24 protein-coding genes are annotated in these 26,934 nt (G+C 71.2%); 12 read left to right on the top strand and 12 right to left on the bottom strand.

The window, feature by feature from the left end:
- The first annotated feature begins 121 nt into the window (after positions 1-121).
- From Pph01_RS32965 to Pph01_RS32955, 3 genes are all read left to right on the top strand, one after another.
- On the top strand, positions 122-4,975 hold the full coding sequence (locus Pph01_RS32965; protein ID WP_239117203.1) for a DNA repair ATPase: 4,854 nt from the start codon (positions 122-124) through the stop codon (positions 4,973-4,975).
- A gap of 59 nt (positions 4,976-5,034) precedes the next feature.
- The gene (locus Pph01_RS43465; RefSeq protein ID WP_275412903.1) at positions 5,035-7,872 is read left to right on the top strand and encodes a helix-turn-helix transcriptional regulator; all 2,838 of its coding nucleotides are present in this window, start codon (positions 5,035-5,037) and stop codon (positions 7,870-7,872) included.
- A 204-nt stretch (positions 7,873-8,076) separates the two neighbouring features.
- A complete protein-coding gene (locus Pph01_RS32955) occupies positions 8,077-8,622 on the top strand; it encodes a COG4315 family predicted lipoprotein (protein ID WP_204077099.1) in 546 nt (181 codons plus the stop codon).
- Positions 8,623-8,728: 106 nt separating this feature from the next.
- Here Pph01_RS32955 and Pph01_RS32950 read toward each other — a convergent pair whose 3' ends face one another.
- On the bottom strand, positions 8,729-9,832 hold the full coding sequence (locus tag Pph01_RS32950) for a hypothetical protein (protein ID WP_204077098.1): 1,104 nt from the start codon (positions 9,830-9,832) through the stop codon (positions 8,729-8,731).
- 145 nt (positions 9,833-9,977) lie between these two features.
- On the opposite strand from Pph01_RS32950, the gene Pph01_RS32945 reads away from it, so the two are divergent.
- From Pph01_RS32945 to Pph01_RS32935, 3 genes are all read left to right on the top strand, one after another.
- Positions 9,978-10,751: an SDR family NAD(P)-dependent oxidoreductase gene (locus Pph01_RS32945; protein WP_239117191.1), complete on the top strand. Its 774-nt coding sequence runs from the start codon at positions 9,978-9,980 to the stop codon at positions 10,749-10,751.
- A 162-nt stretch (positions 10,752-10,913) separates the two neighbouring features.
- A complete protein-coding gene (locus Pph01_RS32940; protein WP_204077097.1) occupies positions 10,914-11,675 on the top strand; it encodes a globin domain-containing protein in 762 nt (253 codons plus the stop codon).
- A gap of 161 nt (positions 11,676-11,836) precedes the next feature.
- Entirely contained in the window at positions 11,837-12,901 is a 1,065-nt protein-coding gene (locus Pph01_RS32935; protein WP_204077096.1) for a helix-turn-helix domain-containing protein, read from the top strand.
- Positions 12,902-13,039: 138 nt separating this feature from the next.
- Here Pph01_RS32935 and Pph01_RS32930 read toward each other — a convergent pair whose 3' ends face one another.
- Complete coding sequence (locus Pph01_RS32930; protein ID WP_204077095.1) at positions 13,040-13,945, bottom strand: sensor histidine kinase; 906 nt, start codon at positions 13,943-13,945, stop codon at positions 13,040-13,042.
- A gap of 290 nt (positions 13,946-14,235) precedes the next feature.
- On the opposite strand from Pph01_RS32930, the gene Pph01_RS32925 reads away from it, so the two are divergent.
- Entirely contained in the window at positions 14,236-14,784 is a 549-nt protein-coding gene (locus Pph01_RS32925; protein WP_239117190.1) for an RNA polymerase sigma factor, read from the top strand.
- Positions 14,784-15,974, top strand: coding sequence for a CU044_5270 family protein (locus tag Pph01_RS32920; RefSeq protein ID WP_204077093.1), 1,191 nt, complete (start codon positions 14,784-14,786; stop codon positions 15,972-15,974). Before Pph01_RS32925 ends, Pph01_RS32920 begins: the two co-directional genes overlap by 1 nt.
- Before the next feature lie 57 nt (positions 15,975-16,031).
- Here the strand turns inward: Pph01_RS32920 and Pph01_RS32915 are convergent, their stop codons facing one another.
- Positions 16,032-16,535, bottom strand: a complete 504-nt coding sequence (locus Pph01_RS32915) for a hypothetical protein (RefSeq protein ID WP_204077092.1) — start codon at positions 16,533-16,535, stop codon at positions 16,032-16,034.
- A 91-nt stretch (positions 16,536-16,626) separates the two neighbouring features.
- Between Pph01_RS32915 and Pph01_RS32910 the strand changes: the two genes are divergently transcribed.
- Positions 16,627-17,427, top strand: a complete 801-nt coding sequence (locus Pph01_RS32910; RefSeq protein WP_204077173.1) for a putative hydro-lyase — start codon at positions 16,627-16,629, stop codon at positions 17,425-17,427.
- 44 nt (positions 17,428-17,471) lie between these two features.
- Here Pph01_RS32910 and Pph01_RS32905 read toward each other — a convergent pair whose 3' ends face one another.
- On the bottom strand, positions 17,472-18,701 hold the full coding sequence (locus tag Pph01_RS32905) for an MFS transporter (RefSeq protein WP_204077091.1): 1,230 nt from the start codon (positions 18,699-18,701) through the stop codon (positions 17,472-17,474).
- Positions 18,702-18,770: 69 nt separating this feature from the next.
- Here Pph01_RS32905 and Pph01_RS32900 point away from each other — a divergent pair, with 69 nt between their 5' ends.
- Positions 18,771-19,742, top strand: a complete 972-nt coding sequence (locus Pph01_RS32900) for an ArsR/SmtB family transcription factor (RefSeq protein ID WP_204077090.1) — start codon at positions 18,771-18,773, stop codon at positions 19,740-19,742.
- 7 nt (positions 19,743-19,749) lie between these two features.
- Here Pph01_RS32900 and Pph01_RS32895 read toward each other — a convergent pair whose 3' ends face one another.
- Positions 19,750-20,997 carry an MFS transporter gene (locus tag Pph01_RS32895; protein ID WP_239117189.1) on the bottom strand — a complete coding sequence of 416 codons (1,248 nt, stop codon included), beginning with the start codon at positions 20,995-20,997 and terminating at the stop codon, positions 19,750-19,752.
- Positions 20,998-21,144: 147 nt separating this feature from the next.
- Here Pph01_RS32895 and Pph01_RS32890 point away from each other — a divergent pair, with 147 nt between their 5' ends.
- Positions 21,145-22,047, top strand: a complete 903-nt coding sequence (locus tag Pph01_RS32890; RefSeq protein ID WP_204077089.1) for a LysR family transcriptional regulator — start codon at positions 21,145-21,147, stop codon at positions 22,045-22,047.
- An 11-nt stretch (positions 22,048-22,058) separates the two neighbouring features.
- Here the strand turns inward: Pph01_RS32890 and Pph01_RS32885 are convergent, their stop codons facing one another.
- The 5 genes from Pph01_RS32885 to Pph01_RS32865 all read right to left on the bottom strand — a co-directional run bounded on the left by Pph01_RS32885 (position 22,059) and on the right by Pph01_RS32865 (position 24,386).
- Positions 22,059-22,535, bottom strand: a complete 477-nt coding sequence (locus Pph01_RS32885) for a VOC family protein (protein WP_239117188.1) — start codon at positions 22,533-22,535, stop codon at positions 22,059-22,061.
- A complete protein-coding gene (locus Pph01_RS32880; protein WP_239117187.1) occupies positions 22,532-23,029 on the bottom strand; it encodes an SRPBCC family protein in 498 nt (165 codons plus the stop codon). Before Pph01_RS32880 ends, Pph01_RS32885 begins: the two co-directional genes overlap by 4 nt.
- Before the next feature lie 32 nt (positions 23,030-23,061).
- A complete protein-coding gene (locus Pph01_RS32875) occupies positions 23,062-23,412 on the bottom strand; it encodes an ArsR/SmtB family transcription factor (RefSeq protein ID WP_204077087.1) in 351 nt (116 codons plus the stop codon).
- Between the two features lie 113 nt (positions 23,413-23,525).
- Positions 23,526-23,663, bottom strand: a complete 138-nt coding sequence (locus Pph01_RS32870; RefSeq protein ID WP_204077086.1) for a hypothetical protein — start codon at positions 23,661-23,663, stop codon at positions 23,526-23,528.
- A 21-nt stretch (positions 23,664-23,684) separates the two neighbouring features.
- A complete protein-coding gene (locus Pph01_RS32865; protein WP_204077085.1) occupies positions 23,685-24,386 on the bottom strand; it encodes a TetR/AcrR family transcriptional regulator in 702 nt (233 codons plus the stop codon).
- A 143-nt stretch (positions 24,387-24,529) separates the two neighbouring features.
- On the opposite strand from Pph01_RS32865, the gene Pph01_RS32860 reads away from it, so the two are divergent.
- Positions 24,530-25,048: a hypothetical protein gene (locus Pph01_RS32860; RefSeq protein ID WP_204077084.1), complete on the top strand. Its 519-nt coding sequence runs from the start codon at positions 24,530-24,532 to the stop codon at positions 25,046-25,048.
- Between the two features lie 136 nt (positions 25,049-25,184).
- On the opposite strand, the gene Pph01_RS32855 is transcribed toward Pph01_RS32860, so the two are convergent.
- Both Pph01_RS32855 and Pph01_RS32850 read right to left on the bottom strand, forming a co-directional pair.
- Positions 25,185-26,285, bottom strand: coding sequence for a CU044_5270 family protein (locus Pph01_RS32855; RefSeq protein WP_204077083.1), 1,101 nt, complete (start codon positions 26,283-26,285; stop codon positions 25,185-25,187).
- Entirely contained in the window at positions 26,282-26,806 is a 525-nt protein-coding gene (locus tag Pph01_RS32850) for an RNA polymerase sigma factor (protein ID WP_239117186.1), read from the bottom strand. The genes Pph01_RS32855 and Pph01_RS32850 overlap by 4 nt, the downstream gene beginning before the upstream one ends.
- Between the last annotated feature and the right edge of the window lie 128 nt (positions 26,807-26,934).

Below are 26,934 nucleotides of genomic sequence, written 5' to 3'. Positions count from 1 at the left end.
AACCAGCGGAGCAGAGGGCGCAGGAACAGAGGGCGCAGGAACAGGGGGCGCAGGAACAGGGGGCGCTGAGGCGGAGGGCGCCGCCGGGACGCGGGCCGGGCTCGACGCGGGCACCTACGAGGTGCTCAGAGCCCGGCTGGGCGAGCAGGCCAAGGAGCTCGCCCGCCGGGCCGAGGCGCTCAACGCCGACCGGCTCGAGGTCTTCGGCGGCACGGAGCTCCGGCTCGTCGGCACCGACCGCGTCCGTACGGAGAACAACTGCGTGCCCCGCGACATCGTGTCGGCGGACGGGGTCATGTTGTTCGGCTACAACGTGTTCATCGGGCTGAAGTCCGAGACGACGGTCTCGGACGTGTTCTCCGCCCACCGGTTCAGCCGTGACGGCGACGCGTTCCGGTTCGACGACGCGCCCCTGCCGTTCGGCGGCGATTCCCAATTCGAGCGGGACTTCGGCGAGCTGTACCGGTACTACAAAGAGACCAGGCTGCTGCAGCTGCGCCGGGTGGAGGGCAGGCTGCTCGCGGTCTTCCAGACGGGTCCGCAGGACATCCGGGTGTTGCGGTGGACGGTCGCGGCCGACGGCTCCATCGCCTACCTGGACAACCGCGGCGAACGCGACCACGTCTTCCCGCCGTCGCACGACTTCGAGTGGACGCAGACCACCCGGGACGACCACGTCCTCGGTCGCCATCCGCACATCTCGATCGGGGACGAGGTGTTCGTCGAGACCGTCGGCGGCGACCTCACCATCAAGATCGAGAACAACACGGAGACCGGAGAGGGCGTCTACCGGGAGCCCGTCGCCGAGCCGCTGCAGAGCCTGGCCGACGCCGACGTCCAACACGCCAGGGTCGGCCCGCTGATCCTGCTGCGCATCCGGCCCTACAACGAGGCCGACTGGCGTCACCTGGTCTTCAACACCCGGACCAAGGCCGTGGTCAGGCTGGACGGCATCGGCCAGTCCTGCCTGCGGCTCCCCGAGGACCAGGGCCTCATCTTCCCCGGCGGCTACTACCTCGCCACCGGCACGGCGAAGACCTTCGACACCGACGTGGCGGGCCTGGAGTTCGAGCGCGTCATCCGCTCGCCCAACGGCGAGGACGTGCTCTACGTCTTCCACGCGCGGGTGGAGGGCCGGACGCTGCTCCTGCCGTACAACGTGATCCGGAAGGAGGTCGCCAACCCGATCACCTGTCACGGCTACTCGCTGTTCGACGACGGCACCCTCATCGTGTTCCGGGAGACCTCCGCCGAGCCGACCCGCGTGCATCCCATGCAGGTCTGGCAGACGCCGTACGTCTCGGACACCTTCGCCGCGGCCCAGCCGGTGGGCTCCGGCCCGCTGGAACGCGTCGGCAACGCCGAGCTGGTGCGCGGGATCTCCGACTGCCTGTCCGTCGTCCGCATGGTCGGGGAGATGGCGCCGTCAGTGCCGGTGTTCGAGGCGCTGATCGCCGCGTGCGTCCGGGCCTTCGACTCCTATCACTGGCTGAACGACCACGGTCTGCGCGGGCCGCTCGCAGACGTCCGCGCAACGGCCGAGCAGGTCCTGGACGAGTTCGAGAAGGTCCAGTCGCTGACCGAGCAGGCCGCGTCCGCGCTGGGGGAGGCGGAGGGGCGGATCGTCTCGCTCGTACGGCAGGCCCGCGGCGAGACCCCCATGACGGCCGACGCCTGGGTCCGGCAACTCGCCGAGCTTCGCCGGGCCCAGGGCCGCCTCGCGACGTTGCGCGAGATGCGGTACGTCGACCTGAGCAAGGTGGACGCGCTGACGGCCGACCTCGACTCCGAGATCGGCACGGCCGCGCGGCGGGCCGTCGCGTTCCTCCAGGGCGACGACGCGTTCACCGGCTACCACGCCGACGTGGAACGGCTCACCGGGCAGGCCCGGGCCATCGGCACCGTCGCGGAAGCCACTCCCGTCTCCGAGCGGCTGGCGGAGCAGGGCGAGGGCCTGGCCATCCTGACCGAGGTCGTCGGCACGCTCGACATCGACGACGCGACGGTGCGCACCGCGATCCTGGAGCGGATCGGCGACGTCCTCGGGGGGATCAACCGGGCCAGGGCCACGCTCACCGCGCGGCGCGAGGAGCTGCTCGCGACCGAGGGACGGGCCGGCTTCGCCGCCGAGTTCGCCGTGCTCGGCCAGACGATCACCGGCGCGCTCGACGTGGCCGACACCCCCGAACGGTGCGACGAGCAACTCGGGCGGCTGATGCTCCAGCTGGAGGGGCTGGAGTCGCGGTTCGGCGAGTTCGACGACCTCGTGGCCCGGCTGGAGGAGAAGCGGGAGGACGTCTACGAGGCGTTCTCCTCGCGCAAGCAGGCGCTTCTCGACGAGCGCGCACGGCGCGCCGACCGGCTGTCCGCCTCCGCCGACCGGATCCTCGGCAGCCTGGGACGCCGGGTCGCGAGCCTCGGATCGCTGGAGGAGGTCAACACCTACTTCGCCTCCGATCCCATGGTGGCCAAGCTGCGCGCCGTCTCCGGCGAGTTGCGCGAGCTCGGCGACCAGGTCAGGGCCGAGGAGCTCGACGGCCGGATCAAGGCGGCCCGGCTCGACGCGGGCCGTGCGCTGCGCGACCGGCTCGACCTCTACGCCGACGGCGGCGAGACCATCCGGCTCGGCCGGCACCGCTTCGCCGTCAACACGCAGCCGCTCGACCTCACGCTCGTCCCGCTGGACGAGCGGATGGCGTTCGCGATCACCGGGACCGACTACCGGGCGCCGGTCGGCGACGAGTCCTTCGACGCCACCCGGCCGTTCTGGGACCAGCTGCTCGTCTCGGAGTCCGCCGACGTCTACCGGGCGGAGCACCTCGCCGCCGCGATCCTCGCCGAGGCCGGAACGGACGGCCAGGCGGTCACGCTCGACGCGCTCCAGGCGGCCGCGCTCGCCGACGGCGGACTGCTCGACGTGGTCCGCCGCGTCGTGGAGACCCGCTACGACGAGGGGTACGAGCGCGGAGTGCACGATCACGACGCGGCGGCCGTCCTCGACGCTCTGCTACGCCTCCACGCCGGCGCCGGCCTGCTGCGTTACCCGCCGGAGGCACGTGCCGCCGCGCAGCTGTTCTGGGCGTTCGGCGCCGAGGAGGCCACCCGCGCCACGTGGACGACGCGCGCCCGTTCCCTGGCCAGGGCCCGGGCCATGTTCCGCGGGAGCTCCGCCGTCGGTGAGATGCACGCGGAGCTGGGCTCGGCCGTGGACGCCTTCCTGCGCGGCGCGGGACTGCCGGGCCGCGAGACCGGCCTCGCGGGGGAGTACCTCTTCGAGGAGTTGTCGAGCACGCCCACCGGTTTCGTCACGAGCGCCGCCGCCAGAGGCCTCCTCGACGGTTTCCGGGGGGCGCTCGGCGGTTCCGCGAGGGAGCTCGAATCCGATCTGCGGGCACTCGGCGACGACCTGAGAGCCCGCCACCAGCTGGTCGACGCCTGGCTCGGGGCCTACCTCGACGCCTCCGGCGGACGGCCGGCCGTACAGGCGGGAGATCTGGCCGAGGCCGTCGCCGTGCAGCTGTGCGACCTGCCGCGGCACGACTCGTCGGCGGCCCTGACGGCCACCGTCGAGAACCTGCTGGGCACGCATCCCCGGTTGACCGGGCGGAGCCTCGACCTGCGCCTCGACGAGGTGCTCGCCCGCACCCGGCGCTTCCGCACCGAGCGGGTGCCCGCCTACCGCGCCTATCAGCGGCGGCGAGGCGAACTGGTCGAGCGTGAGCGGGCGCGGCTGCGGCTCGAGGAGTACAAGCCCTCGGTGATGAGCGCGTTCGTGCGCAACCGGCTGCTCGACGAGGTCTACCTGCCGCTCATCGGCGACAACCTCGCCAAGCAGCTGGGCGCGGCGGGAGACGCCAAGCGCACCGACCAGATGGGCCTGCTGCTGCTGATCTCCCCGCCGGGGTACGGCAAGACGACGCTGATGGAGTACGTCGCGAGCCGGCTCGGCCTGGTCTTCGTGAAGGTCAACGGCCCGGCGCTGGGGAACGCGGTCACCTCGCTCGATCCGGCCCAGGCTCCGGACGCCACCGCGCGGCAGGAGATCGAGAAGGTCTCGTTCGCGTTGGAGTGCTCGAACAACGTGCTGCTCTACCTCGACGACATCCAGCACACCTCTCCCGAACTGCTGCAGAAGTTCATCTCGTTGTGCGACGCCCAGCGCCGCATGGAGGGCGTCTGGAACGGCCGGACCCGCACCTACGACCTGCGCGGCAAGCGCTTCGCCGTCTGCATGGCGGGCAACCCGTACACCGAGGCGGGCAGGCGCTTCCGCATCCCCGACATGCTCGCCAACCGGGCCGACGTGTGGAACCTCGGCGACGTGTTGTCGGGCAAGGAGGAGTTGTTCGCGCTCAGCTACATCGAGAACGCGCTGACTTCCAACCCCGTTCTCGCGCCGCTGTCGACACGCGACCGCGGCGACGTCGAGTCGCTCGTACGGCTGGCCCGGGGCGACTCGGGAGTGCGCGCCGACCAGTTGAGCCATCCGTACTCGAAGGTCGAGCTCGACCAGATCGTCGCGGTGCTGGCCAAGCTGCTGCGGGTCCAGGAGATCGTGTTGTCCGTCAACCAGGCGTACATCGCCTCGGCGGCCCAGGCGGACGCCTCCAGGACCGAGCCGCCCTTCCAGCTCCAGGGGTCGTACCGGAACATGAACAAGCTGGCCGAGCGGATCATCCCGATCATGAACGAGGCCGAACTCCAGGCGGTGATCAACGACCACTACCTGGGGGAGGCCCAGACGCTCACCTCCGGGGCCGAGGCCAACCTGCTCAAGCTGGCTGAGCTGCGCGGCACGATGACACCCGGCCAGGCCGAGCGCTGGGCCGAGGTGAAGTCCGCCTACCTGCGCTCGAAGGCCCTCGGCGGGGACGGGGACGACCCGGTGACCCGGGCCGTCGGCGCCATCGGCCTGCTCGCCGACCGGGTGGGCGGGGTGGAGAAGGCGATCGAACGGGCGGCCGGCCCCGAATGAGAGACCTTTGATGGCATCCTTACCTTGTGTCAGCTACTCGGGGGATTAGTTCGACTCTGGTGGGGCGCTCCGGTGAGCTCGCCTTCCTCGACGCGGCCATGGAGGAGCTTCCCACGGCGCTGCTCGTCGGGGGCGAGGCGGGCGTCGGGAAGAGCAGGCTGATCAGGGAGTTCCTGCAACGGGTCCGGCAGCGCAGGGGGGCGGAGGGGGCGCTGGCGCTGATCGGCGCCTGCCACCAGATCAGCGCGGAGGGCCTGCCGTACGCGCCCTTCAGCGGCGTGCTCCGCCGGCTCGTCAGGCAGATCGGCGTGGAGGGGGTCACCGCGCTGTTGCCCGGCGGCTCGCCCCGTGGGCTCGCCCGCCTGCTCCCCGAGTTCGGCGAGCCGGACACCGAGTCCGGCACGTCGACGGCCAGGACGCGCCTGTTCGACCACGTCCTGCTGCTCTTCGAGCGGCTGGCCGAGGACAGGCCGGTGATCCTGGTCATCGAGGACGCGCAGTGGGCGGAACGCTCGACCCGCGACCTGCTCAGCTACCTGATCGGCAACCTGCCTCCCGGAGTCCTGGCGATCGTCGCCTTCCGGTCGGACGAACTGCACCGCACGCATCCGCTCCGGCCGCTGGTCGCCGACCTCGACCGGATCCCCTGGGTGCGCAGGCTCGAGCTCGACCGCCTGCCCCGCCGGGCGGTCGCGGAACAGGCGCGCAGCATCCTCGGCCGCGAGCTCGACCCGCGGCTGCTCGACCGGATCTACGAGCGCAGCGAGGGCAACCCGCTGTTCGTCGAGGCACTGCTCGGCGACGGCAGGATCGAGGGCGAACTGCCCGAGTCGCTGCGCGATCTCATGCTCGGAGCCGTGCACAAGCTTCCCGAGGAGACCCAGGAGATCCTGCGGCTGGCCAGTGCGGGAGGCGCCCGGGTCGAGCACGCCTTGCTCGCGGCGGTCAGCGGGCTCGACGACGCCGCCCTGTCACGGGTGCTCCGGCCGGCGGTCTCCGGCAACGTCGTGGTCGTGGACGGTGAGGCGTACTCCTTCCGGCACGCCCTGCTGCGCGACGCGGTCCACGGCGACCTGCTGCCGGGCGAGCACGCCCGCAGCCACGCCAGGTTCGCCGAGGCCCTCGAGGCCGACCCGTCCCTGGTGCCGCCGGGCCGCGCGCCCGCGGCGCTGGCCTTCCACTGGTACTCCGTGCACGACGACACCGGGGCGCTGGTCAGCGCGTGGAAGGCCGCGTGGGTCGCGAAGGAGGCGGCCGCCTCCACCGAGTCGCTGCAGATGCTCGACCGCGTCCTCGACCTGTGGAAGAAGGTGCCGGACGCGCAGGAGCGTCTCGGGGTCGACCACACGTCGGTGCTGGAGGCGGCGATCGAGGCGGCCAACGTGGCGGGCGAGACCGATCGGGGGATCGCGTACGCCCGGGAGGCGCTGAGGGAGATCGACGACCCGGTGCGCGCCGCGGGAATCCTCGAACAGCGGGCCAGGATCAAGATCAAGCTGGGGGACGCCACGGTTCTCGACGACCTGCACGAGGCGGCCAGGCTGGTGCCCGCGCACCCGCCCAGCCTGCCCCGGGCGCGGGTGTTGTCCACCCTGGCACAGCGGCTCTACCTGATGCCGTCGGGCCGGGACGAGGCCCGCGCCCTCGCCGCGGAGGCGCTGGCCATGGCCCGCGCGGTGGGCGACGCCACCGTCGAGGCCCACGCGCTCATCACGCTCGCCGGGTGCGACTTCGACGAAGGGGACGCGGAGCGGCACGTGGCCGCCCTGGCGGAGGCCGTACGGGTCTCCGAGCGCGGGGCCGCCGACTCCGTGCTGCTCAGGGTGGCGACCAACGAGGCGCACGTCCTCGAGGGGATGGGCGAGCACGAACGCGCCGCGGCCGCGGCGCGGCGGGGCATCGAGGCCGCGGGCCGGCACGGCCAGGCCCGCACGTCAGGCTCGTTCCTCACGATGAACCTGGCGGAGCCGCTGTTCGCGCTCGGCTGCTGGGACGAGGTCCTCGAGCTGGTCGAGCACGCGCTGGAGTTGTCGCCTCCCCGGCTGACCCGGATCTCGCTGCACTGGCTGATCGGGTGCGTCGCGGTGGCGCGCGGCGACCTCGACGCCGCCGCCGACGCGGTGGCCGCCCTCGACACGGTGCGGGCGTCCTCCTCCTCACTCGTCCAGGACTTCTTCCCGCCCGAGCGGCTGCGGATGGACCTCCGCGTCGCCCAGGGCGACCTGCCGGGCGCTCTCGACGTCGTCGACTACGTGCTGAAGGAGCTCTGCCTCTGCGCCAGCCCCCGGTACGGCTGGCCGGTGCTGGCGAGCGCCGCACGCGCCTGCGCCGAGGCGGGCGGAGAACGCGCGGCCGGGCTGCTGGGCGAGCTGCGCGGGCAGGCGTCCAGGACGCCCGTGCGCGTCCGCATCCAGCAGGCCTACGCCCTCGTGTTCCACGCCGAGGCCGCGCGGGCCGAAGGCCGTTCCAGCCAGAGCGAGTGGGACGCCGCGGCCGCGGAATGGAAGGCGCTGGGCGAACCGTACTCGGAGGCCTACGCGCTGCTCCGCGCGGCGGAGGCCGCAGGCAAGGAGGACGCGGCGGCCCGGCTCCACCGTGCGGCCGAGCTGGCCCACTCGGTCGGCGCGCAGCCGCTGCTCGAGGAGATCGAGACCCGGGCCCGCCGCGTTCGCGTGTCGATCGGCCCGCGATCCGGGGACGACTCGTTCGGGCTGACTCCGCGGGAGCGCGAGGTGCTCCGCCTGATCGCGGAGGGCCGGAGCAACCGCGAGATCGCCGGCGCGCTGTTCATCTCGGCCAAGACCGCCAGTGTCCACGTGTCGAACATCCTCACCAAGCTCGGGGTGGCGGGCAGGGGCGAGGCCGCGGCCGTCGCCCGCCGCCTGGGCGTCGGCTGACGGGAGAGAGGCGGCGGTAAAGATCGCCCCACCCGGCGGACGGGGGTCCGGCCGGTGCTGGTGAGATGGACGTCTCAGGAAGGGCCGGCGGCACAGGACGCCGGACCACCCTGAGCGGCTCGCCGTACACGCGGGACTATCCTGAGCGGCTTGCCGTACATGCCGGAACGCCATTCGCCGTCCATCATGCGAAGGACCACCCTGATGAACACTCGTGCCCGTGCGGGCCGTCTCGTGGCCGCCACATTCGCCGTCGTCGGGCTCGCGACCGCCTGCTCGTCCGGTGACGAGACGAAGGGCGCCGCCCCGGCCCCCGCCACCAAGGCCGCCGCTCCCGATTCGACCGCGGGCTCCGCCGCCGCGGACGCGACGGCGTCCCCCGGCCCCGTCGTGGGCGGACCGGTCGGCACCTCGACGTCGTCCCTCGGACTGATCGTGGTCGACGGCACGGGCCGCACGGTCTACGCGTACGACAAGGACAAGACCCAGCCCGCGACGTCGGACTGCAACGCCCAGTGCGCCGCCCAGTGGCCCCCCGTTCCCGCCACCACCGACGTCGCCGGGATCGACTCCGCGCTGGTCGGCTCGCTGACCCGCCAGGACGGATCCCAGCAGCTCACCATCAACGACCACCCGGTCTACCTCTACGCCGGGGACAAGGCGCCGGGAGACGTCAAGGGCCAGCTGGCCCAGGGCGCCTGGCACGCCATCACGCCGAAGGGCAAGGAGATCGACAAGAAGGCCCACTGATCCAGCCCGCGCGCGCGTCAGGCGGGGTGTGCCGGGCGTGCGCATCGGGCGGAGTGCCACCGGGGGCCGGTGGGCCTCCGATGTGCCCCCGGTGGCAGGTCCCGGTTCAGCGATCGCGCTGGACGAGCCCGAAGCTGTGGGCGACCTGGCCGTCGTCGACGATGTAGTTGCCGACGCCCCACAAACGGGCCGTTCCCTTGATCGGAGCCAACGCGTTCACCGCTTCGACCCGGCCGCCGGCGGGAACGGCGCCCGCGACCGTCGTCCAGCGCCTGCCGTCGAAGCGCCAGTAGAGCGGCGGCCCGTCGAACCCGGCCGGGTCGCCGGTCACCCACACCTTGCCGCCGTTGCCGCTGATGGCGAGCGGCCACTGGCCCTGGTCGGGCATCTTGACGTTCTTCCAGCGCCTGCCGTTCCAGTGCAGGACGGTCGGGACCCAGCCCTCGCCCTTCGGGATCAGCCCGGTCACCCACACGCTCTTCCTGGACTGGGCCCACACGTCGTTGACGCCCAGCTTGTTCGCCGGGGTCTTCACCCGCTTCCAGGCATGGCCGTTCCACCGCGCGGTGTACGGCTGGAGCCCCCTGGCCTCGGTGTAGACGGTCCCGGCGATCCACGCGTCGTGGGCGGACCGGGCATCGATCGAGCTGATGCGCACGCCCGCGGGCAAGGTCGTGGTCTTCCAGCCTCCGTGGACGCGCCGCGACACCCAGGTCTCTCCGACCAGCCACGTGGCATTGTGCGCTGAGGCCAGTTCGGCGTAGGAGACGGGCGCGCTCTCAGGGAGCTCGGGGAAGGCGACCTCGCGCCATTTCCGCCCGTCGAAGTGGGCGATCCCCGCCCGCTCCTCGTTCCATCCATAGATCCAGACGTCTCGGGGCGAGGACGCGCTGACGGAGTACCAGTACTTCATGTCCGGCAGCGAGCCGGGTGGTGTCAGGCTCCAGGCGCGCCCGTTCCAGCGCAGGACCGCCGCGTGGTGGCCGCCGTTCGCGTCCTGGTACTGGCCGACCGCCCATGCGCTCGACGGGCTCGGGGCGGCCACCGAGTGGAGGTATCCCTCCGTCAGCCTGCCCGCGTAGAAGATCTTCCAGGCGGGTGGGGCCGCCGCCGCTTTCAGCGTGGGCACCGCCTGTGCCTGACCTGCCGTCGTCGTGAGGCCGACGACCAACGTCGCGGCGGCCAGGCCGTACAACATCCTTGTTCTCATCGCGCGTCCTTCCCCGGGCCGCCTGCCGTCCCCGGTCACGTCGCCACTGAGAGAAGAGATGGGGAATGAGGCGATGCGGTTTGTGGCCTGCGGGCGACATTCCCGTGCTCCTTCGGGTAGGTGCGAGCCCGACCGAGGAGGGATCATGGGCGACACCTACATCGTCACCGGAGGCGGCCATGGCATCGGACGTGCCATAGCCGAGCGACTGCTGGGCGGGGGGAGCGGCGTCGTCGTCATCGAGTTCGACCCGGCGGCGCTGGCGTGGACCGACGACCACCCCGCCGGGTCTCGTCTGACGGCAGTGGCGGGCGACGCCGCCGACGAGGCCGTGACCGAGCGGGCCGCCGACCTGGCGGAGTCCTCCGGCGCGCTCGCGGGGTGGGTGAACAACGCCGCGGTCTTCCGCGACGCCGCGCTGCATTCGGCGGCGGCGCGGGACGTCCTCGACCTCATCACGTTGAACCTCGCCCCGGCGGTGACCGGCTGCGGCACGGCGGTGCGCCGGTTTCTGGCACGCGGCCGGGGCGGCGCGATCGTGAACGTCTCCTCGCACCAGGCGCAGCGGGCCGTCCGAGGTGCTCTGCCGTACGTGACGGCCAAGGCCGCGGTGGAGGGGCTGACCCGGGCGCTGGCGGTCGACTACGGACCCTCGGGCGTCAGGACCAACGCCGTCGCGCTCGGCTCGATCAGCACCGAGAGATACGAGAACCTTCTCGGGAGCCAGTCTCCTGAGAAGGCCGCGCGGATCGAAGGCGAGATGGGCCTGCTGCATCCGCTGGGCAGGGTCGGGCGGGCCGACGAGGTGGCGGCGGCGGTGGCCTACCTGTTGTCCGACGACGCGAGCTTCGTCAACGGCGCGATCGTGCCTGTCGACGGCGGCCGGTCCGCCGCCGGCCGCGACCCCGAAGAGACGTGATCCGCCGCCGCCGGCCCGGCCCTTATGGGGGGCCTACGCGGTCGGCGCTACGGTGCCGAACGCCACACGCCCGAGGCCTCTTGTGGATGCTTACTTGATTACACTGCTGCAGGAGGCCTTCCGGCTGACAGACGCATTCGCTCCCCGACGAGGTGACAGGTCGTGATCGTCCAGTACGTCCGCTATCGCGTTCCATCCGAGCTGAGTGACGATTTCGAGAGGGCCTACGAGCGGGCGGCAGCCTGCCTTTCGCGTGCCCCGCAGTGTGTGGACTACGAGCTCGCCCGCAGCACGGCGGAGCCGAGCTCCTACATCCTGCGCATCACGTGGACATCGGCGAAGGACCACCTCGAAGGCTTCCGGAACAGCGACCTCTATCCGGAGTTCTCCGCGGCGATCAGCCCGTTCGCGGACGACGCCGAGGAGACGAGCCACTACCGGAGGACAGCCGTGCGGGGCGCCGGAGGTTCGATCCCGTCGTTGTACGACTGGGTGGGCGGCACCGAAGCGCTGGAACGGCTGACGGAAAGGTTCTACGACCTTGTCGCGGCCGACGACCTGATCGGGCCCCTGTTCAAGGGGATGGACCCCGGCCACCCCCGCTACGTCGCGATGTGGCTGGCCGAGGTGTTCGGCGGACCGGCCAGGTACACGGCCGAGCGGGGTGGTTACCCCCACATGTTGTCGATGCATCTGGGCAAGGGCATCACCGAGCCGATGCGACGCCGCTGGGTGAGCCTGCTGATGGACGCCGCCGACCAGGTCGAGCTTCCGGCCGATCCCGAGTTCCGCGCCGCTTTCGCCGGATACATCGAATGGGGGACCCGGCTCGCGTTCAGCAACTCCCAGCCGGGAGCCGAGCCCGTACGGCAGGCGCCCGTCCCGCACTGGGGCTGGGGCGTCGCCCCGCCGTACAACGGCTGAGGCCGGATCCCCGGCTGCGGGGCGTGGTCCGGGGCCGCGGTTCAAGGGTTCGGCATGCGCGCGCCAAATGTTGGGCATGCCCGCTACCTGGGAAAGTTCGCCAGAAGGTAGACAGAGGGGATAACACGGGTCAACTAGAACGGCGTCGCATCGGGGGGATCATGGCGCGTGCTCTCGACGCGTGGGAGATCTTCCAATCCGGGGGAGAACCCACCGATATCCAGGGGGAGATCGTCAATTCCTGGCGACGGTCCCAGCACAGAGGTGTGAACCCCGACCGCCTCGACGTCGGTTACATCGAGATCGACTCGGGCTCCGCGTTCGTGCGCACGGCGGCTCCCGTGCTGGAGAAGATCGGCGACGTTCTCGTGGGCAGCGCGACCTGCCTGGTCCTGACCGACACCAGCGGCAATCTGAGCTGGCGCTGGGTCTCGGAGCGATCCCTGGGCCGTGCGCTCGATCGGTTCGAATTCGCGAAGGGGGCGCGTTACGGCGAGGCGCACGCCGGGACCAACGCGATCGGGGTGGCCCTCGAAAGCGGCCGCCCGGCGATGATCGTGGGCGGAGAGCACTACAAGCAACCCCTGCACAGCTGGGCGTGCGCCGCCACGCCGATCGCCCACCCCATAACCGGCCAGGTCCTCGGCACCGTCAACGTGACCTGCAAGGCGGCCGACGCGAACCACCTCCTGCGGATGGCGGTGCGACTCCTCGCCGACGAGATCAAGGCGGCGCTGTACGCCGCCTCCACCGCCAAGCAGCGCCGACTGCTCGACGTCTTCCTCAACTACCGTGCGGCGACGACCAGCCCGGTGATCACGCTCTACGACCACATCATGATCGCCGATGAGACGGCGACGTCGCTCAATCTGGACCAGGGCCGCCTGTGGGCGGCGGTCAGGGAGGCCGGGCCGACGGCGCGGACGCTCCGCCTCAGCGGGACGGTGACCGCCCGCATGTTCCCCGTGACGCCGGGAACGCTGGCCGACGGGGTGGTGCTCCTGCTGGGCGGAGTCGTCCCCGTCGGACGGCAGGCCGGCGGCGCCCTTCCCGGCGCCCCTGCCGAGCCGCAGCCCGTCGGGCTCACTCCGATCGAACGGGCCGAGGCCCAGATCATCTCGAATGTCCTCATCGAGTGCGCGGGCAACAAGTCCGCCGCCGCCGCCAAACTGGGCATCTCCCGGGGCACGCTCTATCAGAAGCTCCGGCGTTACCGGCTCAAGTAGATCGGCCCCCGGACCAGGTGGCAGGACCTCCGTCCTGCCGCCTTCACCGTTGCGAACCCCCTGCTCGATCGCCGCATGTGAAGGGTTGTCCGCCGGTACGGCCACGCCGGCGAACGCCGCCATGGCCGTACCGGCGAACTAGACAGCCTCCGCTGACCTGGTCACCTGGAAGGATCGTGTACTCGCCGACGCGACCGGACCTGGTGGACAACAGGCGGTCACGATGACGAGGGAATCCTGTGGACCCCAGAGATTGGTCACCGGGTTCTGCCTCAGACGCTCCCACAACCTGACGGGTCGGTCGGGAGGGTCGGCCAGAGGAAGTCGAAGGACGAAGGACGCGCCGCCGCCCGCGGCGTCCCCCACGTGGAGCGTGCCCTTGTGGGCGTGCGCGATGTCTCGGGCGATCGCCAGGCCGAGGCCGGTGCCTCCGCTCTCGCGGCTGCGGGCGGCGTCGAGCCGGCTGAAGCGCCTGAAGATCCTTTCTCGATCCGGGGCCGCGACGCCCGGACCGTCATCGATGACGTGGAGCTCGGCGCAGTCGCCGTCGCGGCGGACCCGGATCTCGACCGTGGTCCTCGCGTGCCGGTGTGCGTTGTCGAGCAGGTTGGCGAGCAACCGGTCGAGCTGGCTCGGGACGGCCTTGACGATCACTCCGCGCTCGAGCCGGAGCCGGACCTCGTGGCCGCTCGCCCGCCGGGAGACGCCCACCCGCACCGTGTCGGCCAGGTCGACCTTCTCCTGTTCGGACGGCCTCGGGCCGGCGGCCACTCGCGTGAGCAGGAGCAGGTCGGTCGTGATCGACTCGAGCCGGTCGACATCACGCAACAGGCCGGCGAGCAGGCCGGGAAGCTCGGTCTCGTCCTGGTGCAGCAGAGCCTCCTCCAACTGGAGTCTCAACGCGGCCAGAGGCGTCCGCAGCTCATGCGAGACGTCCGCGGCGAACTGGAGCTGCTGAGCGAGTATCCACTCGGTGCGTTCGCCCCCAAGCTGATCGCAGTTGACCGGCGCCTGAGCGGCGAGATCGTCGAACTGCGTCGCCATGCTTGGTCCTCCTCCGTCGGCCACCAGGCAGTCGCCCGCCGAGGGGACGATCGGCGTCGTCGACGCCGGCCGATCTCGCCGGGCCGGGGGTGTCGGCCCCGGTACTTGGAGATCCTGCGTCCTCGGGGAAGCGGGCCGCAACACATTGTTCAGGAATTGAACACGCCTCATCGAGCCTTGACGCGCAGGTCACGACCATGATCACTTCCTTGGTCGGATTCGGGGGCGAATCGATCGCGTATTCCTTGTCGGGGGCGGTAATCGGGGCGCGCCGGGAGGGACTACTTGGTGTGAACGATCCTCAAGAACGCTTCACCAACCTCTACGACCGGCACTACCGCAGCGTGTTCGGTTACGCGCTGCTGCGCGCCGAGCGCGAGACGGCGGAGGACGTGTCGAGCGAGACGTTCCTGGTCGCCTGGCGGCGCCTGGACGAGCTTCCCGATCAGCCGCTGCCGTGGCTGCTCGGAGTGGCTCGTAACCTGCTCGCCAAACAGCGTGACGTACGTCACCGCCGCCAGGCCCTGATCGACCGGATCGCGGCGCTCACGACGGCGGCCGACCAGACGAGCTGGGACGTCGCCGAGCACGTGCTGGACAGGGAGGACGCGCTCACCGCGCTCGCCTCCCTCCGCGAGAAGGACCTCGAGGCGATCACGCTCGCCACCTGGCACGGCCTCACGCCCGAACAGGCCGCCGCCGTCATGGGCTGCTCGGCCCGCACCTACAACGTGCGTCTCCACCGTGCCCGCACACGCCTGTCCAAGGCGATGCGGGCGGAGAAACGAGTCGCGCCGCCGTACCGGGCAGCAGCCCGCCCGTCCTTGGAGGAGATCTGATGCCGAACCCGCCCGGAGACCCCCGTCGGGAGCACGACATGACCGACCACCTGGTCGCCCGGCTCAGGCCGGCGCAGCTGGACGGTCTGGCCGACGACGCCTACGGACGGCGCCGGTCCGCGGATCTGGCCCGCGCGTTCGAGACCCCCCGAACCCCCCGACCGACCCGAAGGATCACCTTGTCACAGCGCCGTCGTCCCCTCTTCCTGATCGCCGGCACCACCGTCGCCGGACTCGCCGCCGCTGCGATCATCGTCCCTGGAATGGTCTCCGGGGACACGGTCTCCGGAGACGGCCGGTCCACGACGCCCGTCGCCGCGGCTCCGAGTCCTTCGGCGACCCGGTTGGACGCCCACTCGGTCCTGCTGGCGGCCGCGGCGACCGCGGCGCGCGAGCCGGCCACGACCGGCCGCTACTGGTACACCCTCGAACGGGAGACCTCACGGGTCGACCGGATCGTGACCAAGCCGGGATCGGGGAAGAGCCCGAAGGTGAAGATGTTGCCCTTCACCGCCTCCGTCTCCACCTCGCAGGAGTCCTGGTTGGCGCGGAGCCCCAAGGACCGCAGCCGGACGATCACCGGCATCGATTTCAAGACAGCCTTCGACTCGCCGGCCGACGAGGCCAAGTGGAAGGAGATGGGCGCGCCCCCGCTCACCCTCCACACCGGCGGCTCGACCAAGCCCAGGGTCAACAACTACGACATGGCGCTCAACTTCATGATCGGCCAGCAGCAGCTGAGCATGGCCGAGCTCGCGAAGCTGCCCACCACCAAGGACGGCCTGGAGAAGGAGCTGAAGCGCAGGTATCAGGCCGACGTGAACGACCCGAAGTACCCCCTCAAGGGCAGTTTCCTGCAGTACGTCTGGTCGACGGCGCAGGACCTGCTGGCCGGGCCGGTCACACCGGGGACCCGGGCGGCTCTCTACCGCGTCCTCGCCGACCAGCCCGGCCTCACCGTGGCCGGAAAGGTGACGGATCCGTTCGGCCGTTCCGGCATCGCGATCGAGATGAGCGGAAAGAAGGTCACCGTGCCCTCGGACTCGGCCGCCAAGTTCCGGCTGATCGTCGACCCGGACACCGGCCGGCTGCTGGCCTACCAGGCAGCCTTCGGTGAAGGGGAGAAGCCTCTCCTGACGATGGCCTACAAGTCGATGGGTTGGACCGACGGCCTCGGCACGCGCCCCTGATCGCGGCCGCGTAGGGAATCCGTACGGCAGGGGCGAACGGGGGCGCCTGCCGTACGGTCAGTCCGACCGGGTGTGAGTCGAGGTCCAGTTCAGGTGCCAGGTCACGCCGTCGTCGTAGGAGAAACGCTGCTCCCATCGGGCGCCTTCGGAGCCGAGGTCGTCCCAGTCCCATCTCACCCGTACCTCCTCGCCGTCGATGGTCTCGACTGCGAAGAACTCGCCGTGCGATCCGCTGAACCGCCCTTCCATGGGGTTGTCGTCGAGCAGTCCCGGCTGCCGCGGGGAGATCCACCAGATCCGCCAGTTCCGGGTTCGCGGGTCGAACAACCGCAGCGTCATGGCGTCGAACGGATCCCCCGACGGCGGCATGGCCGGCGCCGAGAAGGGCTCGACATTGCCCAGCCCGCCGAGAACGGGCTCGCAGCGGACGGTCGAGTCGAACTCGATCCAGGTCGCGCAGTCGCGATCGAGCACGTCGGCCAACTTGCGGTTGTGCGTTTTCCAGTGGCCGTGGAAGAAGTCGAAGTCATGGCGGCCGTCTGTGTCCGTGTTCTCCGTCATGCCGCGAACGCTAGGCCGGGTCCACTGACATCCTGCGTCAGTGGACCCGGCCTGTTTCTCATCCCGGACCTGGCATCGTTGAGTGGTGAGCATGAGAGCGGGCGGGGACGTGACCGACCGGGCCCGGCTGACCCCACGGGAGGCGCGGGCGCTCTTCCGGGCGGGGCTCGTCACGCCCACCTCCGGCTGGGCCGCGGGCTGGACCCAGGCCAACCTGATCGCGCTGCCGCGGGACCGGGCGTACGACTTCCTGCTGTTCGCCCAGCGCAACCCGCGGTCATGCCCGGTGCTGGACGTCACCGAGCCGGGCGAGACCGCCGCGTCGATCTTCGACGGCGACCTGCGCACCGACCTGCCCGCCTACCGCGTGTACCGGAACGGCGAGCAGGTGGCCGAGGTCGCCGACGTGAGCTCCTACTGGCGTGACGACCTGGTCTGCTTCCTCATCGGCTGCAGCTTCACCTTCGAGGCGGCGCTGCTGGAGGCGGGTGTGCCGGTGCGTCACATCGAGGCGGGCACGAACGTGCCCATGTACCTGACCGACCGCCCGTGCCGGCCGGCGGGCGAGTTGTCCGGTCCCCTCGTGGTGTCGATGCGCCCGGTCCCCGCCGAGTTGGTGCCGGCCGCGGTCCGGATCACCTCGCGTTACCCGGCCGTGCACGGCGCCCCGGTGTATGTGGGCGATCCCGCCGCGCTGGGCATCGCCGACCTCGACCGCCCGGACTTCGGGGACGTGGTGGAGGTGCGCGCCGGCGAGCTGCCGGTCTTCTGGGCCTGCGGGGTCACTCCCCAGGCGGCGGTGATGCGGTCGCGGCCGCCGTTCGCCATCGGCCACGCGCCCGGCCACATGGCGATCACCGACGCCCGCGACACCGCCTACCTGGTGCCCTGACTCATCGCCGGAGTGCTGGAGGACCACGGCGGACGGCGCCGCGATCAGGCCGCGGCCTCGCCGAGAACGGGAGCGGGGTCGGCGACGGGAGTGGGAGCTGCCGTGCGACGGGAGATCATCGGGGCCAGGGCGCCGACTCCGAGGGCGGCGGCGACGCCTGCGACGGCGCTGAACCACCAGACCACGGCGGGGCCGGCGGCGGCGTAGACGGTGGTGCCCACAGCCAGGGTGGTGAATCGGGCGATGCCCCAGGTCCACTGGAAGCTGCCCTGGTAGCGGCCGCGCGCGTCGGCCGGGGCGAGGCTCGCGACGATCGCGCCGGGGATGCCGCCGACCATCGCCTCGCCGACGGACCAGAGAACGACGGTCCCCCCGTACGACCAGGTGTCGTGTGCCACTCCGGTCAGGGCGATGCCGATCGAGGCGAGCACGCTCGCGCACACGTAGACCGGGATCTGCCGGAACCGGGCCAGGACGTTCGTGGCGATCGGTTGCAGCACTACCACCAGGGCGGCGTTCAGCGTGGCCATCAGGCCGAGCGTGGTGGCGGGCAGGCCGTGGTCGCGGATCGCCAGCGGCAGGCAGACCTCGGTGAGCGAGTAGATCGCCAGTCCGACGCCGGTCAGCGGGAGCAGTGCCCGCATCAGCGGATCCCGGAACACCACTCCGTATCCCACGCCGCTCGCGGAATCGGCGGCCCGTGCGGCGACGGCGTCACCGCCGGGGAGCAGCGTGACGACGATGAGCGCGAACGCCAGCGACGTCGCCGCGTCCATCGCGAACAGCAGCCAGTAGCCGTGCGTCGCCAGGAACCCGCCGAGCATTCCAGCCACCGCGGTGCCGATGTTGATCGCCCAGTGCAGCAGCGAGAAGGCGGTGCGCCGCCGCTCCGCCGGCACCGTGTCGGCGAGCAGCGCGCCGGAGGCCGGGCTGACCATCGAACCCGCCGCGCTGAGGAGCGCTGCGGCGAGTGCCAGCGTGACCACGTTCGGCGCGGCGAACAACAGGCCCTGGGCGAGAGCCGTCCCGATCAGTCCGGTCAACATCGTGGGACGCCGGCCAACCCGGTCGGCGAGCAGGCCGCCCACCACGGGGCCGATCAGGTTGCCCGCGCCCAGCGCACCCAGGACGTACGGGGTCTGCGCGGTGGGGATGCCGCGCGACCCGAGGTAGAAGACGAGGAAGGGGGTGACCACGTAACCGAGTCGGTTCACCACGGTGCCGGCGAAGACGACCCAGGCGGTACGGGGCAGCCCGCTGAAGGTGGAGAGCATGACGGTGATCCTGCGTCCGCCGTACACTCATGACCATTGATTAAGTCCAGATCGAATCTTGGAGCGGCCGTGTTGTCCGAACTGGCCTTCTCGGCCGACGATCTGGCCCTGACCCGGTTCGCGATCTCGCCGATGTGGGAGGTCGTCACCAGCTTCCGGCTGCTCGCGATGGGCTCGGCCCATCCCGTGCACCGCACGTGGTTCGATCAGGTACGGCCGCGCGTCGCCGCCGCCAGGCTGGACTCGGGCTATTTGGCCGAACTGATCCCGGCCAGTCGCTACCTTCCCGACTTCCTCACCCCGCCGCCCGACGAGCCGACTCCCACGCTCGACGCCGAACTCGCCGCCATCCGCGCCACCCCGGCCGATCAGGTGCTGGCCGACCTCGACGTCCTCGGCGGCACCGGTCCCCTCGGCAGGGCTCTTCGCGCCGACCCGGAAGGCCGGCTGGCCCGCCTGACGGAGGAGATCGAGGTCTACTGGGGGCTGGCGCTCGCCCCCTACTGGGCGAAGATCCGCGTGGTGCTCGACGCGGACGTCTTCCACCGTGCCCGGCAGGTCGCCGAGCGCGGCGCGGGCCACCTCTTCAACGACCTGCACTCCACGGTGAGCTGGGACGACAACACCCTCCGGCTGGTCCGCAGGCACTGCGGCATCCGCCGGGAGACGACCGGGTCGGGGTTGCTGCTGGTCCCCTCCGTCTTCGCCGACGGCATGCTCACCTGGTCGCGCTCGCCGGAGCCGCCCCAGCTCGCCTATCCCGCCCGCGGCATCGGCACGTTGTGGGAGCACCGCCCCGTCGCGCACATCGAGGCGATCGCGCGGGTCCTCGGCCGCTCCCGGTCCGTCATCCTGGCCGAGTTGGAGGCCCCGGCCTCCACGACCGAACTCGCCCGCCGCACCGGCATCTCCGCGGCCGGGGTCTCCCAGCACCTGACCGCCCTCCGGGACGCGGGCATGGTCAGCGCCCATCGTGCGGGCCACTCGGTGCTCTACGCCCGTACGACCATCGCGGAATCCCTTCTCGCCACGCCGGCCTGAATCGCTGTCACCTCGCGGTGCGGATGGCGGTGACGACGGCGGCGACGGCGCCGAGGGACAGGGCGACGGCGAAGCCGATCATCGTGGCTTCGAGGGCCGTGTGCTGGATGACGAGGCTGAACGCGATCGACGGCAGGCCCATGCCGAGGTAGGCGACGACGAAGAAGGTCGCCAGCACGCCCGCCCGGGAGGTGGGGACGGCCGAGACGGCGCTCTGGGTGACGGCTCCCTTGAAGAGGAGACCGGCTCCGGCGCCCGCCAGAGCGGCGGCGACGAGGAACAACCAGAGCGCGGGGTGGTAGAGCGAGAGCGCCGTGAGCGCCAGACCGGCGGGGAAGAGCAGCGTGCCCGTCATGAGCAGGCGGTGCAGGGGGAGCCTGCCCAGCACGAGTTGCCCCAAGGCGGACGCGGCGAAGACGGTGAAGGGTGCGAGGCCGCCCACGAACTGGGACGTGATGCCGAGCTGCCCGCGGACGATGATCGCGCCGAGGGAGGAGAACAGGCCCATCACGGCGAAGGCGAAGAAGCCGACCGCGGCCGCGCCGCCGAACGCGGTGCGACGACCGAGGCGGAGGGCGAACCGGCCGGGCCGGGCCTCGGCCTTGAGTTCGGTGTCGACGGTCTCGGGGCTGACCAGCACCAGCACCAGCAGGACGGCCATCAGGGCGGCGAACAGGACGTAGGAGGTGGCCAGGGGAGCGGGGGCCCACTCGGCGAGGACGCCCGCCACGAGCGGCCCGAGGGCCAGCCCTCCGAGGTTGGCGGCTGTCGCGACGAGCCCGGGCAGAGGCGAGCCGGCGCGTTCGGGCCGGGCCTGGTGGTGGAGATCGGTGATGTAGGCCGTGGCGGTGGAGGCCATGAGCCCGACGGCGACGCCGGTGAGCAGCCGTCCGACGATCAGCCCGGGAAGCGCGGGCCAGGCCGCCAGCACGACGGCGGACACGATGCCGGCCAGCAGCGCGGGCACGATCACCCGGCGGCGCCCGAGCCGGTCGGACAGATGGCCGAGAGCGAGCAGGCTGCCGGCGGCGCCCACGCCCATGACGGCGAAGGCGACGGTGACCGTGGTCGCGCCGAAATGATCGCGTGCCTGGTAGAGGGGCCAGAGCGGAGTCGGGACGGTGCCGAAGGCCATCAGGGAGGTGAAGGCCGCCGCCACCGCCCAGAACCCGGACATGTGAGAGACGCGCATGCGCCGGCCAGGCGCCTCGGGAGCGGGTGAGGACACCTGGTCGGGGACGTGTGCGGTGGTCATCTGGTGCCTTTCGAAGCTGGGTGGTCGATCGCCTCGGCCCGGGGCGGCCGGCTGTCGCCTGGGACAACATGTCCCGTGCGAGGGCTCGTACCAGCTCTGGTGCACCTGGTGGAGATGAGTTCCATCTCCTGTTGAGATACTCGGCCGATGGAGCTCCGTCATCTGCGCCACTTCGTCGCCCTGGCCGAGGAGCGCAGCTTCACCCGCGCGGCCGCCCGCGAGTTAATCGTCCAGTCCGGCCTGTCGTCCTCCGTCCGGGCGTTGGAGAAGGAGGTCGGCGCGCTGCTGTTCATCCGGGGGACCCGCCCGGTCCGGCTGACGGCCGAGGGGGAGGCCCTGCTCCCCGCCGCGCGTCACACCCTGGACGCGGCGGAGGCCGCCCGGCAGGCCGTCCGGGACGTCCACGGAGTCCTGACCGGACGGCTGCGCATCGGCGCCCTGCAGACCATCGGGCACACGTTGCCCTTCACGAGCTGGCTCGCCGATTTCTCCCGGGCGCATCCGGGCGTCGACATCGCCGTACGGCAACTGCCCGCCCTGCAGATGCTCACGATGATCACGTCAGGAGAGCTCGACTGCGCGCTCGTCTCGGCGGTGCCCGATCACATGTCCGGCCTCGACGTCGTGCCTCTCGTCGCGGAGCCCCTCGTGGTGGCCTGTGCTCCCGACCACCCGCTCGCGGCGGCCGACTCCCTCACATTCGAGCAGTTGGACGGCGAGAGTTTCGTGGAGACCCATCCCGAGTGGGCGATCCGGGTGATGATCGACTCGGCCTTCAGGGACGCCGGTCTGACCCGCCGCGTCGTGTGTGAGGTCAACGAATGGACGATGGTGCTCGATCTCGTCGCGGCGGGAGTGGGTATCGCGCTCGTGCCGCAGGGGCTGGACTTCTCCCTCCACCCGCGGCCCACGGGTTCGTTTCGGCTCGTCCCGCTCACGGGCGTCCGCCTGGAGCGCCGGGTCGACCTCATCCTGCCGAAGGGGCATGCGGCCAGCCCCGCCGCCCGCCGCTTCCTGGATCACGTACGGCGGGCGGGCCTGCCGGCCTGACGACGCGGAGCTCAGCCCCGCCAGGGCATGTGCTGCAGGGTCCAGGTGTTGCCGTCCGGGTCGGCGAAGGCGGCGTAGAGGACACCGCCCAGATCCTCGACCGGCCCCACGTCCGCGCCGCGCTCGATGAACGCCGCCCGGGCCTCCTCGATGTCGCTCACCACCAGGTGCAGGCCGCGCAGCGTGCCGACGGGCATGTCGAGGGACGGGACGCCCTCGCTCAAGTTGATCGAGCAGGCCGAGCCCGGCGGGGTGAGCTGGACGATCCGTACTCCGTCCGCCGGTCGCACGTCCACGTCCGGGTGGAAACCGAGCGCCACGTAGAAGGCCTTGGCCCGGTCGATGTCCTGGACGGGTACCGGGACGAGTTCGAGCAGGAACATCCCGGGGTGTACGGGTGGCAGCGCGGGGTCGCCCTGGGTGTCGGCGACGTCGGACGGAATCTCGGTCTGCGTGTGCCGCAGGTCGACGGGCTGGGAATCGCTCATGGAAGATCGCCCTTCAGGGTCGTTTCGCGGAGCAGTTCGGCGAGCCGGTCATAGGCCTCGCCCGCGCCGCGTTTCATGGGGGTACGGAGCACGCTGTCGCGGATCTCCCGCGAGGGGTAGCGCACCGTGGTGGTCATCCTGGTGGTCATCCTGGTGGTCATCGCGCTCTGGCCGTCCACCTCGTGGAAGACGGTGGTGACGAGTGCCTCGCCCGCCTCCCAGCCGTCGTGCGACTCCGTCTGGACCAGCCGGTGGGGCGGCTCGACCTCGTGGTAGACCCCGCTGAGGCCCATCTCGGCGCCGTCCGGACCGCGTGACACGAAGCGCCACGCGCCTCCCGGACGCAGGTCGATCTCGCAGACGACGAGATGCCAGCCACGCGCCCCGTGCCACCGCCGGACAAGCTCGGGCCGGGTGAACGCGTCGAACACGAGGGGACGGGATGCGGCGAACGTCCTGGTCAGGACCAGCTCGGTGTCGGATGGCGTCGTCACGGACAGTCCCTCGCCACTCCCCGGCCGCGACATCACCGAGTCTCCCGCTCGCTGGACGTGCCGGCTTCGAGTTCGCCGAGGAGGTCGTCGAGCCGCTGGTAGCTCTCCTCCCAGTAGGAGCGGTAGTCCGCCAGCCAGTCCATCGCGGTCTTGAGTCGGCCGGCCTCCAGCCGGCAGGGCCTCCTCTGCGCGTCGCGACCTCGGGAGATCAAGCCGGCGCGCTCCAGCACCCGCAGGTGCTTGGAAACGCCCGGCTGGCTCATCGCGAACGGCGCGGCCAACTCCATCACCGTGGCGTCGCCTTCCGCCAGCCGGGCAAGGATAGCCCGCCTGGTCGGGTCCGCCAGTGCGGCGAACGTCGCGTCGAGAATGTCGGCAGCCACGCTAATTACCTTCCGGTTCTATAACTAGATGGTTTTATACGTCTGTGGTTCAGCCCCTGTCAAGGGTCGGCCGACGCCCGGTGATCTCTGCCGGGATACTGATGGCGAGATCGTTAGCGGAAGGACGCGCGCATGGTCGAGCAGCCACGCCTCATCAGGACCGGCAGGGCGATGGCGGTGGCCACTCTGGTCTCCCGGATCACCGGGTTCGTCCGCACCCTGGCCCTGGTCGCCGCGCTGGGGCTGGGCACGCGGCTGGGGGTGACGGCGCGTCAGCGCACGTCCGGGCGAGCCTGTGCACGACGCTCGCGGAGCTCGGCCTCGAAGCCGTCGAGGAGGGTGCGGAGGCCGTACTCGAAGGTCTGCACGGGAGCCGCGTTGTAGTCGGCGGCCTCCGTGGTCAGACGGCTGCGCAGCCGCGGGAACTCCATGGCGATCTCGGTCGCCTTGGTCACCGTGTCCTGGATCAGCTCCTCGGCGTTCCCGCCGTCCCGGTTCAGCCGCCGGGCCAGCGAGGCCGTGGCGGACAGGCCGAGGGCGTTGCCGAGGACGAACGTGAACACGGTGGCCGCGGCCCGGTCCGCCTCCTCGCCGACGAAGCCGGCCGCCTCGTAGACGGCGAGGCTGTGGTCGTCGTGGCGCGCCTTGCCGCGGCCGTAGAAGAGATGTGAGCAGAAGGCCTGCACGAGCCACGGGTGCCTGCCGAGCATCGTGTGCAGGTCGGCGGCCATCGTCGTGGCGGCCGTGCGCCAGCCCGCAGTGGCGATGTCGGGCAGCTCGATCTCGTCCCACACGCGGTCGCCGGCGAGCAGGACGAGGTCGTCCTCGTTCTTGACGTGCGAGTAGACCGCCGTCGCGACGGTGCCGAGGCGTTTGCTCAGGCTGGGCATGTTCAGCCCCTCCAGGCCCTCGTCGTCGAGCAGTTCGGTCGCCGTCTTGACGATCTGCTCCTTGGTCAGCGTGTCGCGCGGCATGCCCCCACGATAGGGCCCCCGGCAGCGACTTGCACAAAGTTCAAGTCAACTCTTGCACTTAGTTCAATAAATGGGTTACGTTCCACTTGAACTTAGTGCAAGTCAATGCGGCGCCGGAGAGCGTCAGATGGAGGAGACCGACCATGAACGTTTTCGTCGCCGTCATGCAGCTGCTGGTCGCCGCGGCCTTCGTGAGCATTCCGCTCGGGCGCCACCGTTACGGCCCCGCCGCGACGGCGAGCGCGGAGGCGGAGCTGGAGCGTCAGGGTGTGCGGCCCACCATCCTGGCCGAGAACGGGATGAGGTTCGACGCCGGAGGCCACGAGACGGCGGTCCCCGTGGCGGTCGCCGCGGTCATGGTGGCGCTCGCCGGGCTCAACCTGTACGGCGGCGACCTGGCCCGGCCCCTGACCTGGGTCTTCCAGTCGATCGTGCTCCTCGGCAACTGCCTGATCCTGTACAGCAACCTCACCGCGGTGAAGTCCGTGCAGGCCGCCTTCCTGCGCAAGGGCGACCCGATGCTGGCCCGCGTCGACGTCCGCGCCCTCCTCAAGGCGGCCGAGGACGGCTTCCCCGCCTGGACGTGGATCCTGCAGAACGTCCGCCACGTGGTGGTGTTCGGCGCCTCGATCCTCGCCCTGGCTGTGCCGTTCGCCGTCTGACCTCCCAGACCGCCACCACCCCGGCGGCAGGTGGCTACTTCCACCAGGGCTGGTGCGGATCCACCGCAGACCCGGCCGTGTACGGCGAGAGCCGCCCACAGGTGAAACCTCGTGGGCGGCCTTCGCTTGTGCGTGCCTACTTGGCCGGGGGAGTGTCGTCGGACCAGGCGGCGCCGAGGACGAGGGTGTAGCTCATGAGCTTGTCCCGGGCTCCGAGGCTCCAGGACTCCTCGGCGAGGGCGTGCCCGGTGCGCGGATCGATGATCAGCCGGGTCTGGGCGAGGGCGCCTGAGTCGCCGCGCCGGGTGTACGCCACGGCCACACCCTTACGGCCATGCTGGTCGGTGACGGAACCCAACGTGGTGATGCCCTTCAGGCCGGCGATCAGCTTGTACGCGACCGCACGCACCTCCGGCGTCACCGGCAGATCGAGCACGAGCGCGTCGGCGCTGTTGAACAGGTAGTCGTTCTCGCCTTCGAGTCCACCAGTGTCCTTGTACCTCTTCACCAGGTAGGCCTTCAGGGCCGCAGAGTCGGCCGGTAGCGCGGACAACTCGGCCGAGGTGATCGGCTGACCTCCGAGGACGTGGACGTCCCTGCCGGACAGACCGCCGGGGGTCCTGAGCAGGCGAGGCCCGCCCTCCGCGCTGATGACGACGGGTTTCATGCCCTTGGGCGCGGGCTCGGTCCACTGGGCGGGAAAGCCGTCCTGCCTCCACGCGTCCTTGTCCGCGGCGGTGGCCGGCGCGGCGCCGAGGCTCTGGAAGAAGACCCAGCTCTTGTCCTTCGGGCTCGACGCCAGCCACTTCTCCTCGGTCATCCTGAGGACGACGTCGTACGGCCGGGCCTTGGGGCCGACCTGCCGGGTCTCGCCGTTCTCGATCCTGGTGACCCAGTAGCGGCCGCCCACGGTCTGGTCGTCGGCGACTTGCTCGGCGGCGACCAGCAGCAGCCCCCGCGCCGTGGTGGGCGTGTCCGCCGGCGTGGGCCGCTGCGCGAGGGTGGGCTGAGGCGTGGGGGTGGCGGGGCTCTGGGCGACCATCACGGTCACCGCCGCGGCGGCCGCCACGGCGGGGACGAGCCCGGCCGTGAGCACCAGCCGGCGTCTGTTCGCCCGGTCGCCGGCTTCCTGCGGGAAGGCGGTGACGGCGGCCAGGTCGATCGGGCGCGGGCCTCGATCGAGCTGGGCGGGCCGGGCCTCGGACAACACCCGCAGCACGTCGCGATGCCTGCTCATCGGCTGAACTCCTTCAGGTCGAATGTGGTCGGTGCGTCTTCCATCGCGGCTTCGAGCCGTTTCCTGGCGCGGTGCAGGCGGACGAAGAACGTCGCCACCGAGCAGCCGACGACGTGCGCCGCCTCCCGGTTGGACAGGCCCTGCCAGGCCACCAGCGTCAGCAGTTCGCGGTCGTTCTCGCTCAACCGGGCCAGGGCGGCGAGGACGGCGGCCCGCTCGGTCACCCCGTCGGCCACGTCCGCGTCCGCCTCCTCGGCCCAGGCGCGCAACTCGGCGGCCAGCGAGGCCTGCCGTACCTCGTCGCGGTACCGCCCGTGCATCACGTTGCGGGCCGTGACGAGCAACCACGGCAACGGCGTCTCGGGGACCGTCGACAGGCGCCGCCATGCGACGAGGAAGGTTTCGCCGACCACGTCGTCGGCGAGGTGCCGGCCCGCCCGGCTCACCGCGTACGCGTACACCTGCTCGTGGCAGGACGCGTACATCTCGGTGAACCGGGCGCCCGCATCGGGTTCCGTCACTGGTTCCTGCTCCTTCGTCGGGGAAGGTGTCACCAGGTAATGCGCAGGGGGCCTCCGTTCTTACCTCCGGCGAGGGATCCGCCGCCAGTACGGCGCCGTGCCGTACCCCCGGCGAAACGACGAGGGCG

It is taken from the genome of Planotetraspora phitsanulokensis (genome assembly GCF_016863295.1).
Taxonomy (GTDB): Bacteria; Actinomycetota; Actinomycetes; order Streptosporangiales; family Streptosporangiaceae; genus Planotetraspora; species Planotetraspora phitsanulokensis.
The sequence above is the reverse complement of the archived record's forward strand: the minus strand, read 5'-3'. Positions and strand labels throughout refer to the sequence as shown.